Genomic DNA, 552 nt, shown 5'->3' with positions numbered 1-552 from the left:
ATATCAGTATTTAAAAGCCATAAAGTTTCAGTAAATCAATTATTAGGAGTCATTTCAGAAGCCCTTTTAGCAAATTTATCACAAAGCACTAAAGCCCATATTTAAAAACCTTTTTGATTTAGATTCCTCAGAGAGTGTTGTTAGATGTTCATGCCGTTTGCTGATCTTGCAGTCAGAGATTCTATTGAGTATATCTGAGAGCCAAAGAAAAAGTTCCTCATCATTTTTCTTGCAACAAGCCAAAAAGGAATACATTATGGCAGCCTGCTTGACACCTTGATGTGATCCAGCAAAGAGATAGTTCTTTCTGCCTAGGACTACAGGGCGTATGGTATTTTCCACTGTGTTATTATCAATTTTAAAACGACCGTCTTCTATATAACGGGATAGTCGTAACCAAAGCTTAAAGGTATAAGCCATAGCTTTGCCAGTCACACTATCGGGAAGTACAGCATATAATTGCTTTTCCAACCATTTTTTCAAGGTATCCAATACTGGTTTGGCGTGTTTATCTCGGAGCTCCTTAAAAAATATAGATTTACAACTTACTAT

At 36.1% G+C, this 552-nt stretch carries 1 protein-coding gene; it reads right to left on the bottom strand.

Going from position 1 to position 552, the window contains the following annotated elements; translation table 11 throughout:
* Positions 1-78 precede the first annotated feature (78 nt).
* Positions 79-552: IS66 family transposase (locus Q4Q35_RS01765; protein ID WP_303276203.1), on the bottom strand; the 474-nt coding region annotated here is incomplete at its 5' end.

It is taken from the genome of Flavivirga aquimarina, assembly GCF_030540835.1.
Taxonomy (GTDB): domain Bacteria; phylum Bacteroidota; class Bacteroidia; order Flavobacteriales; family Flavobacteriaceae; genus Flavivirga; species Flavivirga aquimarina.
Note: the sequence above shows the minus strand (reverse complement) of the source record. Positions and strands in the feature narration are given on the sequence as shown.